The following is a 9,466-nucleotide window of genomic DNA, read 5'->3' on the forward strand; positions in this document are numbered from 1 at the left end:
CGGACGCCGGACGCCGGACGCCGGACGCCGGACGCCCGCCCGACGCCCGACGCCCGACGCCCGACGTGGGCCGTGAGGTCAGTGGGGCAGGTGGGTGGTGCGGACGGCGGTGACGAAGGCGGACCAGGCGGTGGGCGTGACGGTGAGGGTCGGGCCGGTCGGGTCCTTGCTGTCGCGGATGCCGACGACGTCGGACAGGTTGTCGGCGACCTCGACGCAGTCGCCGCCGTTGGTGCCGCTGCGGGTGCTGGTGCGCCACGTCGCGCCGGTCAGGTCACTCATAGCACTCTCCCCGGATGGCATCGATGAGCTCCATCGATTCTCTCTCCCCGAGCGCGATGGATTCCAGCCCACGCCAGACCCGTACGTAGGCGGCGATCTCGTGCGGCTGGTCGAGATAGAGCGCGCCGGTGAGCCCTTCGACATAGACGGTGGGCGGTTCGGACGGGCTTCCGAGCAGGGAATCCGGGAAGTCGAGCAGCACGAAAGTGCCCGCCTCGGCGGCGAGTGGCGGGCCGGCGGCGAGCGGCAGAACGCGGATCGAAATGTTGTGACGTTGGCCGACGGCAAGCAGGTGGCGGAGTTGACCGGCCATCACCGGCCGGTCGGGCACCGGGCGGCGCAGCACCGCCTCGCTCAACATCACGGTCAGTTCCGGAGCGGGTGGAAGGCGCCGGGTCAGGAGTCCCTGCCGCTGGATCCGGAAGTTGACCGCCTTCTTTCGTTCCTCCTCGCCCAATTCGGGCCGGTTGAGAAGAAAGAGCGCGGTGGCGTACTCGGGAGTCTGTAGTAGTCCCGGCACCAGTTCGGCGTTGTAGTGGCGCACGCTACTGGCCACGTTCTCCAGCCCGATGTAGAGCGAGAACCAGGCGGGGATGGACTGGCCGTACGCGTGCCACCATCCCTCGGCCTTGCTGACCTCGGCGAGCCCGACCAGCACGCTCGCCTGGTCGGGTGTGGCCTGGTAAAGCTCGCAGAGCACGCGCACGTCCGGGCCCCTGGCCGGGGAGAGGCCGCGCTCGATCCGCCAGATCTTCTGCCGCGAGCAGTCGAGCCGGTCGGCTGCCGCCTCGATGCTGACCCTGGCATCGACCCGCAGTTGGGTGAGCAGCCTGCCGAGCTGCCGTCGCGGGACGGTCGAACCGTTCGTTGCATGCACCGTGCAACACTCCTCAGTTCCAGAATGCAACCAGATTCCGCCGTCGAGGAAACGTATTGCGAACTCGTTTCCGCCGGATGCGGAAATGGCGATGGTTGATGGAGTGATGCTATTTGTCGACGCGCAACGCGGGCAAGCGGTAGCGCTCGGTGATTGTGCTCGGGTGTTAGGAGGGGACCCCTGCTACGCACGAGGCGTTAATAAGGTGCCCTTCCTTACATCCCTAAAGCCCGCGCAACCTCGCCCCGCAACTCTCCGACGGCGCTCTCCGCGCGAGCACGGGCCGCCGCGACGTCACCGTCGGCGACCTGCTCGACCACCTCCAGGTACGCCTTGAGCTTCGGCTCGGTGCCGGAGGGCCGGATCACCACCCGGGCCGCTCCGGTACGCAGGATGATCACGTCCGCCTCGGGCAGCAGGTCCTGTGCTTCGGTGACCGGTTGGCCGAGCAGCGTGTCCGGGGTGGCCGCCCGGATCTGGGCCATCGCGTCGGCGATCAGCCGCAGGTCGTCGACGCGGACCGAGAGTTGATCGGTGTGGTGGACGCCGAACTCGGCGGCCAACTCGTCCAGCCGGTCGGTGAGCGTACGGCCCCGGCTCTTGAGGTCGGCGGCCAACTCGGCCACGGTCAGCGCGGCGGTGATGCCGTCCTTGTCGCGTACGTGGTCGGGGGCGACGCAGTAGCCGAGTGCCTCCTCGTAGCCGAACACCAGCGGCGCGGACCCGTCCCCGGCCCGCACGATCCACTTGAACCCGGTCAGCGTCTCGCCGTACGGCAGGTTCCGGGCGGTGCACATCGCCCGCAGCAGCGACGACGAGACGATGGTGGTGGCGTAGAGGCCGGTCACGCCCCGCCGCATCAGGTGGTCGGCGAGGAGCACCCCCACCTCGTCCCCGCGCAGCATCCGCCAGCCTGCACCGCCCGCTGGGCCGCTCGGCCCACCTGCAACCGGAGCAGAGGGTGCGCTGGCCGGGGTCCGGACCGCTACGGCGCAGCGGTCGGCGTCGGGGTCGTTGGCGATGGCGAGATCCGCGCCGGTGGTGTCGGCGAGCGCGACGAGCAGGTCCACCGCGCCCGGTTCCTCCGGGTTGGGGAAGCTGACCGTCGGGAAGTCGGCGTCCGGTTCGGCCTGCTCCGGGACTACGCCGGGCACCGGGAAACCGGCGGCGGCGAAGGCGGCGGTGAGGACCGCCGCGCCGACGCCGTGCAGCGGCGTGTACGCCACCGTCAGGTCGCGGGATCCGCCGGGCGACACCACCTGCACCGCCCGTGCCACGTAAGCGGCCACCAGGTCGTCACCGAGCACCTCGCCCCCGGGACCGAGTGGCACCCGGCTCAGCGGGCCGACCGACCGGATGGCGGCCTCGATGCCGGTGTCGGCCGGCGGCACGACCTGCGCTCCGGCACCGGAGTCGCCGCCCAGTTCGGCACCGAGATAGACCTTGTAGCCGTTGTCCTGCGGCGGGTTGTGGCTCGCCGTCACCATCACCCCGGCGACCGCACCCAGTTGCCGCACCGCGTACGCGAGCACCGGAGTGGGCAGCGGGCGGGGGAGCAGCAGGGCCGGGCGACCCGCCCCGGTGGCCACCCGGGCGGTCTGCTCGGCGACCGCGCGGGAGCCGCGCCGGGCGTCGTACCCGATGACCACCGGGCCGGTGCCGCCCTCGGCGGCGAGCCAGGCGACCAGCCCGGCGGCGGCCTGGGTGACCACGGCGAGGTTCATGCCGTTGGGACCGGCGCGCAGCGGGCCGCGTAGCCCGGCGGTGCCGAAGGTCAGCGGCCCGGCGAAGCGGTCCGCCAGTTCGGCGGCGCTGTCCGGCAGGCGGTCGAGCACCGCCCGCAGTTCCGCCTGGTCGGCCGGGTCGGGGTCGTCGGCGAGCCAGCGCTGGGCTTGCTCGCGGATGGTGTCGATGTCAGTGGTCTCCGCCGCCATTGCCTCTTGATAGCACGGCGGCGGATCACCGTGGACGTCTCCCCGGTCAGCCGGCGGAGGTGAGCTGGAACGACTTGAGCATCTCGTCGTAGATCGGCTTGCTCTCGTCGAACCGGGCGTCGCTGACGGTCAGATAGAAGGAGTAGATCCGGCCCTCGTGGGCCACCCCGTGCCAGACGCCGTGCCGCATGGCCTCGCCGTCACCGCAGGTGTACTCGAACTCGGCCGACGGCTTGCCGGCCAGTTCCTTGTCCGCCATCGAGATCTGCGTGTACGGCTTGGCGCAGGAGTTGGACCGCGTCCTGAGGTTGTTCTCCGCGCTCTGCGCCCAGCGGGTCGAGCTGCCGGCCCACTTCTCGTTGAGGATGCGGACCCGGCGACCGCTGTCGTCCGGGTCGGTGTAGTCGATGTAGACGGCCCCGGCCGGGGCGGTCCGCTTCCAGCCCTTCGGCACCAGCATCTGCACGCCGCGCGCCGAGTGCTCCTGCATCTCGACCGGGTCCCCCTCGTCCGAGGAGTTGCCGGGTCCGGCGACCGGGTCGGTGACGGGCGGGTCGCCGCCGCCGGAGAGCGCCACCACGCTGATCAGCAGGACCAGCACCAGGCCACCGGCCGCCGCGAGCTGGACCTTGCGCGGCCAGCCCTTCACGGTCTCGACCGCGCGGGTCCCCGTGGCCTTGGCCTTGTCGAGGGGGCTGCTGCCGCCACCACCGGCGGGCGGTGCTGGTGCGCCGTACGGCTGGCGGGGCGCGGCGGGCCAGCGACCGCCGTAGTCGCCGCCGAGCTGCTGGGTGGCCTCCGGCCGGGCACCGAACCCGTACGCCCCGGCACCGATGTGCTGAGTCGCGTCCGCGCCGATGCGCTGGGTGGCGTTCGCGCCGATGTGCTGGGTGGCGTCGGCCCCGATCCGCTGGGTCGCCTCCGCACCACCGATCCGCTGGGTGGCTTCCGCACCACCGATGCGCTGGGTCGCCTCGGCCCCGCCGCCGTAGGTGCGGCCGGCGGACGAGGCGGCGTTCTGCTGACCCGGGCGGGCCAGCGCGTCGGCGCTGGTGTCCTCCATCGCGGCGGCACTGGCGGCGGTGGCCTTGCCGGGCCGCTCACCCCGGCTGAGGGCGGCCAGCCGGTCGGTCAGCGACTCACCGGGGGCGAGCATCGCCGGGCCGCCGATCTCGGCGGACGGCGTGGACTTCTTCGCCGGGGCGGCCGGCGCGGTGATCGGCGCGGACTGCTGCGGCATCCGCACCACGGAGTAGGGGTCGGTCATCGAGTTGACCGCGGACGCGGTGCTGCTCAGCGGGCCGGCGAGCAGTTCGCGCAGCATGGCGCGCGCGGTGTGCACGTCGAGTCGACGGGCCGGGTCCTTCTCCAACAGGCCCATCAGCACCCGGGTCAGCGGGCCGCTGCGCTGCGGCGGGGCCGGCGGGTCCTCGACCACCGCGTGCATGGTCTCGATCGGGTCGCCCCGGTCGAAGGGCGGTCGGCCCTCCACGGCGGTGTAGAGCGTCACGCCGAGGGAGAACAGGTCGCTGGGCGGGCCGAACTCCTGGCCCATGGCCCGCTCGGGCGAGATGAAGTGCGGCGAGCCCAGCACCATCCCCGGCGTGGTGAGCTGCACGTCGGTGGGCATCCGGGCGACACCGAAGTCGGTCAGCACGCAGCGACCGTCGGAGCAGATCAGCACGTTGGCCGGCTTGACGTCGCGGTGCAGCACCCCGATGGCGTGAGCCACCTCCAGGGCGCCGAGCAGCGCGATGCCGATCTTGGCGACCACCCGCTGGGCGATCGGCCCGTCCTCGATCACCATGTCGGCGAGGCTGCGGGCGTCCAGCAGCTCCATCACGATCCACGGGCGTCCGGCCTCGGTGACCACGTCGTACACCTGGACCACCGCCGGGTGGGCGATGGCGGCTGCCGCGCGGGCCTCGCGCAGGGTGCGTTCGTACATCGCGTCGCGGTCGCTGGGTGCCAGGCCGGGCGGTAGGACGACCTCCTTGACCGCCACGTCGCGCCGCAGAAGTGTGTCTGTGGCCCGCCAGACCGTGCCCATGCCACCGTTGCCCACCGTGGAACGCAACGAGTACCGGTCACCGATGACGGTGCCGGGTGTCGCGCGGCCGTTGGTAGGGATGCTGACTGGTCCGCCGCTCCACGTCGGGATCTGAGTCACAGAAAAGCCACCGGGGGAAGTCGAGGGGGCTGGGACACAACCTCTCTATCTTGCTGGTTCAGACGCCCGATGCGAAACCCGGCGCGGCGGACGTTTACCGACCGGAACGGTACGTGTGCAGGTCCTCACGTCGAGTGGTGGCGTCGAGCGGGCCAGTGTGCGCTATCCCTCACCCAGTGACCAGCACATTCGTCCTACCATCCGGTGATGAGCGAACGGCGGCGGTCAAGCGAGTCCGGCTTCCCGATCGAGGGCGTCTACACGGCGGAGCACCTGCCGGGTGATCTGGACTCCCGGCTGGGCGCTCCCGGCGAGTACCCGTACACCCGTGGGGTCTATCCCACCATGTACACCTCCCGCCCGTGGACCATGCGTCAGTACGCCGGCTTCGGCACCGCCACGGAGTCCAACGCGCGGTACCACCAGTTGTTGCGGGCCGGCACCATGGGTCTCTCCGTCGCCTTCGACCTGCCCACCCAGATGGGGTACGACTCCGACGACCCGATCGCCTCCGGCGAGGTCGGCAAGGTCGGGGTCGCCATCGACTCCATCGAGGACATGCGGCTGCTCTTCGACGGCATCCCGCTGGACAAGGTCTCCACCTCGATGACGATCAACGCGCCGGGCTCTGTACTGCTGCTGCTCTACCAGCTCGTCGCCGAGGAGAACGGGGTGCCGGGCGCCGCGCTCAACGGCACCATCCAGAACGACATCCTCAAGGAGTACATCGCGCGGGGCACCTACATCTTCCCGCCGAAGCCGTCGTTGCGGCTGGTCGCCGACACGTTCGGCTACTGCCGGACCGAGGTGCCGAAGTGGAACACCATCTCGATCTCGGGCTACCACATGGCCGAGGCCGGTGCCTCCCCGGTGCAGGAGATCGCCTTCACGCTGGCCAACGGCGTCGAGTACGTCCGCGCCGCGATCGCCGCCGGGCTGGCCGTGGACGACTTCGCGCCTCGGCTGTCGTTCTTCTTCGTCGCCCGCACCACGCTGCTGGAGGAGGTGGCGAAGTTCCGGGCGGCCCGGCGGATCTGGGCCCGCCTCATGCGCGACGAGTTCGGGGCGAAGAACCCGAAGTCGCTGATGCTCCGTTTCCACACCCAGACCGCGGGCGTGCAGCTGACCGCCCAGCAGCCCGAGGTCAATCTGGTCCGGGTCGCGGTGCAGGGGCTGGGTGCGGTGCTCGGCGGCACGCAGTCGCTGCACACCAACAGCTTCGACGAGGCGATCGCGCTGCCCACCGAGAAGGCGGCCCGGTTGGCGCTGCGGACCCAGCAGGTGCTCGCGTACGAGACGGACCTGACCGCCACGGTGGACCCGTTCGCCGGGTCGTACGTGGTGGAGGCGATGACCGCCGAGATCGAGGCGGCGGCGGACGCGCTGATGGGCCGCGTCTTCGAGTTCGGGTCGTCGGTGGAGGCCATCGAGGCGGGCTTCCAGAAGCGCGAGATCGAGCAGTCCGCGTACCAGATCGCGCAGGAGATCGACTCGGGCGAGCGGGTGGTGGTCGGGCTCAACCGGTTCACCATCGACGCCGAGGAGCCGTACGAGCCGCTGCGGGTCGACCCGGCCATCGAGGCGGCGCAGGGCGAGCGGCTGGCCAAGCTGCGCGCCGGGCGGGACGGCGCGGTCGTCGAGCGGGCCCTGGCCGAGTTGCGGGAGGCCGCTTCGGGCACCGGCAACGTGCTCTATCCGATGAAGGCCGCCCTGCGGGAGCGGGCCACCGTCGGCGAGGTGTGCGGGGCGCTGCGCGAGGTGTGGGGCGTCTACCGCCCGACCGACCGGTTCTGAGCCGTTCTCGGCACTCTTCCGGTCGCTTCTCGCCACTCTTCCGGTCGCTGTACGTGTCGACGCGGCCGTCTCCGGGTATCCCGTCCGAATGATCTCGTTGACGCACACCCTGTGCGGTCGAGGACTGTCCGGACGTGTGAACGTCCACCGGTGCCGATCGCCGTGGGTGGTCGGGTAATTGTCGTACCGTCAGTTCATCGCGCCGACTAATGCGACAATTCGGAACGACGGGCGACGAGTTTCGACAAGATTCTCCGCCCGCATCCCCGATTACGCGTTGTAGGAGGTGGGGGGCGGATGGCAGCGTACGAACGCGATCTACCTGCTGTCCCACCCGTCTACGGGCACTCCAACCAGGGCATACGTGACGCTGTGCGGTCCGACCATCACCGGAACGAGGTTGCGCAGAGTTACCTTCAGGGGTCTACGCTGTCTGCTGTCCCCGATGATCCATCCATTTCTAGTGATCGAGAATTCGACGTGACGAGTGCGTTGACCATGCCGACCGGCGAGCAATTGGCGTCGTCCTGGCCCGAGGCGCCACCGACCGGTGGCCAGCCCCTGCCGTCCGAGCTGGACCACCTGCTCGCCCTCCGGGTACCGGGCCTTATCGCCACGCGCCGTCACATTCACGCGCATCCGGAGCTGTCCGGTTCGGAGTTCGACACCGCCGCCCTGATCGCCCGGGAACTCACCCTGGCCGGGCTCAGCCCCCGGATGCTGCCGAAGGGCAACGGGGTCATCTGCGACGTGAACGGCCGCCCCGACGGGCCGGTGATCGCGCTGCGCGCCGACATCGACGCGCTGCCGCTGACCGACGTCAAGGACGTGCCGTACCGCTCCACCGTGGACGGGGTCTGCCACGCCTGCGGGCACGACGTGCACACCACGATCCTGCTCGGTGTCGGCATGCTGCTCGCCCAACTCGCCGACCTGGGCGAGCTGCCCGGCCGGGTCCGGTTGATCTTCCAGCCGGCCGAGGAGATCCTGCCCTGCGGATCGCTCGAAGTGATCGAGGCGGGCGGACTGGACGACGTGGTGCAGATCTTCGCGCTGCACTGCGACCCGAACCAGCCGGTCGGCAAGGTCGGCCTGCGGGTCGGGCCGATCACCGCCGCCGCCGACAACGTGACCGTCCGGCTCACCGGGCCGGGCGGGCACACCGCCCGCCCGCACCTGACCGTCGACCTGGTCGACGCGCTCGGCCGGCTGATCACCGAGGTGCCCGCGCTGATCAGCCGCCGGGTGCCGGCCAACAGCGGGCTGCTGCTGGTCTTCGGTCACGCCTCCGCCGGCACCCGCTACAACGTCATCCCCTCCGAGGCGTCCGCCTCCGGCACGCTGCGGGTGATGGACCGGGACGCCTGGGAACAGGCCCCGAAGATCGTCACCCAGGTGGTCCGGGACGTGATCGCCCCCACCGGGGCCACGGTCGACCTGGAGTACCTGCGGGGCCGCCCGCCGGTCTGCAACGACGCGGCGGCGATCAACGTGCTGACCTCGGCCACCGTCGCCGCGCTCGGCCCGGAGGGCGTCGCCGAGACCCCGCAGAGCATGGGCGGCGAGGACTTCTCCTGGTATCTGGAGTACGTCCCCGGCGCGCTGGCCCGGCTCGGGGTCGGCCGCTCCGGGCCGAACGTGGACCTGCACCGGGCGTCGTTCGACGTGGACGAACGGTGCATCCCGGCGGGCGTACGACTCATGGTGCAGACCGCGCTCCAGGCACTGGCGGCGGTTCGCTGACCGACGACGACCCGAGGTTCACCCCGGGCGGTGGCGGCGTGCCGATCGGCGCGACCAGCACCGGCTCGGGGCGGACCCGGCGGCGTCGGCGGTGGCTCCACCACCAGAGCGCGCCCAGCGGTACGCCGAGGACCAGCAGCCAGGGCAGCACCGCGCCGAGCACGGTGAGCAGGACGGTCATCGAGGCGAGAAAGACCGCCCAGCCCCCGCTCAGCCCGGCCAGGAAGCCGATCTCCCGCTCCTCGTCGGCGGTGCTGGCGTCCGGCCCCACCAGGGTCACGGTGATGGTGGAGAGCGCGGTCAGATCGGCGAGCCGCCGCTTCTTCGCCTCCAGCGAGGCGAGGTCGGCCTCCCGCCGGGCCAGCTCGTTCTCCAGGCTGACCAGGTCGGCGATCGAGTCGGCCCGGTCGAGCAGCCGGCGACCGCTCTCCACCCGGGCCCGCTGGGTGGCGATGCGCGCATCGAGGTCGACGGTCTCCTCGGTGACGTCCTCGGTGTCGATCTGCCGGCGTTCCTGCCGACCGAGACCGGCCAACTCCTCGACCACCGGATAGAACCGGTCCGCCGGCACCCGCAGGGTCAGTTCCGCGACCGCGTCCGCGTCCGAGCTGCGGCGCTGGTCGCCGCCGACGAAGCCACCCACCCGGGTGGCCGCACCGGTCGCCG

Annotated in this window: 7 protein-coding genes; 2 read left to right on the forward strand and 5 right to left on the reverse strand. The window is 71.2% G+C overall.

Annotated elements, in window-relative coordinates; genetic code table 11:
• Positions 1-78: 78 nt before the first annotated feature.
• The 4 genes from EYA84_RS19535 to EYA84_RS19550 all read right to left on the reverse strand — a co-directional run bounded on the left by EYA84_RS19535 (position 79) and on the right by EYA84_RS19550 (position 5,263).
• On the reverse strand, positions 79-282 hold the full coding sequence (locus EYA84_RS19535) for a DUF397 domain-containing protein (protein ID WP_131054488.1): 204 nt from the start codon (positions 280-282) through the stop codon (positions 79-81).
• Positions 275-1,159: a helix-turn-helix transcriptional regulator gene (locus EYA84_RS19540; protein ID WP_343232778.1), complete on the reverse strand. Its 885-nt coding sequence runs from the start codon at positions 1,157-1,159 to the stop codon at positions 275-277. The genes EYA84_RS19535 and EYA84_RS19540 overlap by 8 nt, the downstream gene beginning before the upstream one ends.
• Before the next feature lie 215 nt (positions 1,160-1,374).
• Complete coding sequence (locus EYA84_RS19545) at positions 1,375-3,093, reverse strand: phospho-sugar mutase (protein WP_131054490.1); 1,719 nt, start codon at positions 3,091-3,093, stop codon at positions 1,375-1,377.
• Between the two features lie 46 nt (positions 3,094-3,139).
• Positions 3,140-5,263 (reverse strand): serine/threonine-protein kinase, encoded by a 2,124-nt coding sequence (locus EYA84_RS19550; protein ID WP_131054491.1) that lies wholly within the window; start codon positions 5,261-5,263, stop codon positions 3,140-3,142.
• A 207-nt stretch (positions 5,264-5,470) separates the two neighbouring features.
• On the opposite strand from EYA84_RS19550, the gene EYA84_RS19555 reads away from it, so the two are divergent.
• Positions 5,471-7,057: a methylmalonyl-CoA mutase gene (locus EYA84_RS19555; RefSeq protein ID WP_131054492.1), complete on the forward strand. Its 1,587-nt coding sequence runs from the start codon at positions 5,471-5,473 to the stop codon at positions 7,055-7,057.
• 480 nt (positions 7,058-7,537) lie between these two features.
• Positions 7,538-8,800 (forward strand): amidohydrolase, encoded by a 1,263-nt coding sequence (locus EYA84_RS19560; RefSeq protein ID WP_131054493.1) that lies wholly within the window; start codon positions 7,538-7,540, stop codon positions 8,798-8,800.
• On the opposite strand, the gene EYA84_RS19565 is transcribed toward EYA84_RS19560, so the two are convergent.
• Positions 8,757-9,466 (reverse strand): DUF4349 domain-containing protein (locus tag EYA84_RS19565; RefSeq protein WP_131054494.1); only part of this gene is annotated, 710 nt, incomplete at its 5' end. The two genes, EYA84_RS19560 and EYA84_RS19565, sit on opposite strands and share 44 nt — an antisense overlap.

Source organism: Verrucosispora sp. SN26_14.1 (assembly GCF_004307965.1).
Lineage (GTDB): Bacteria > Actinomycetota > Actinomycetes > Mycobacteriales > Micromonosporaceae > Micromonospora.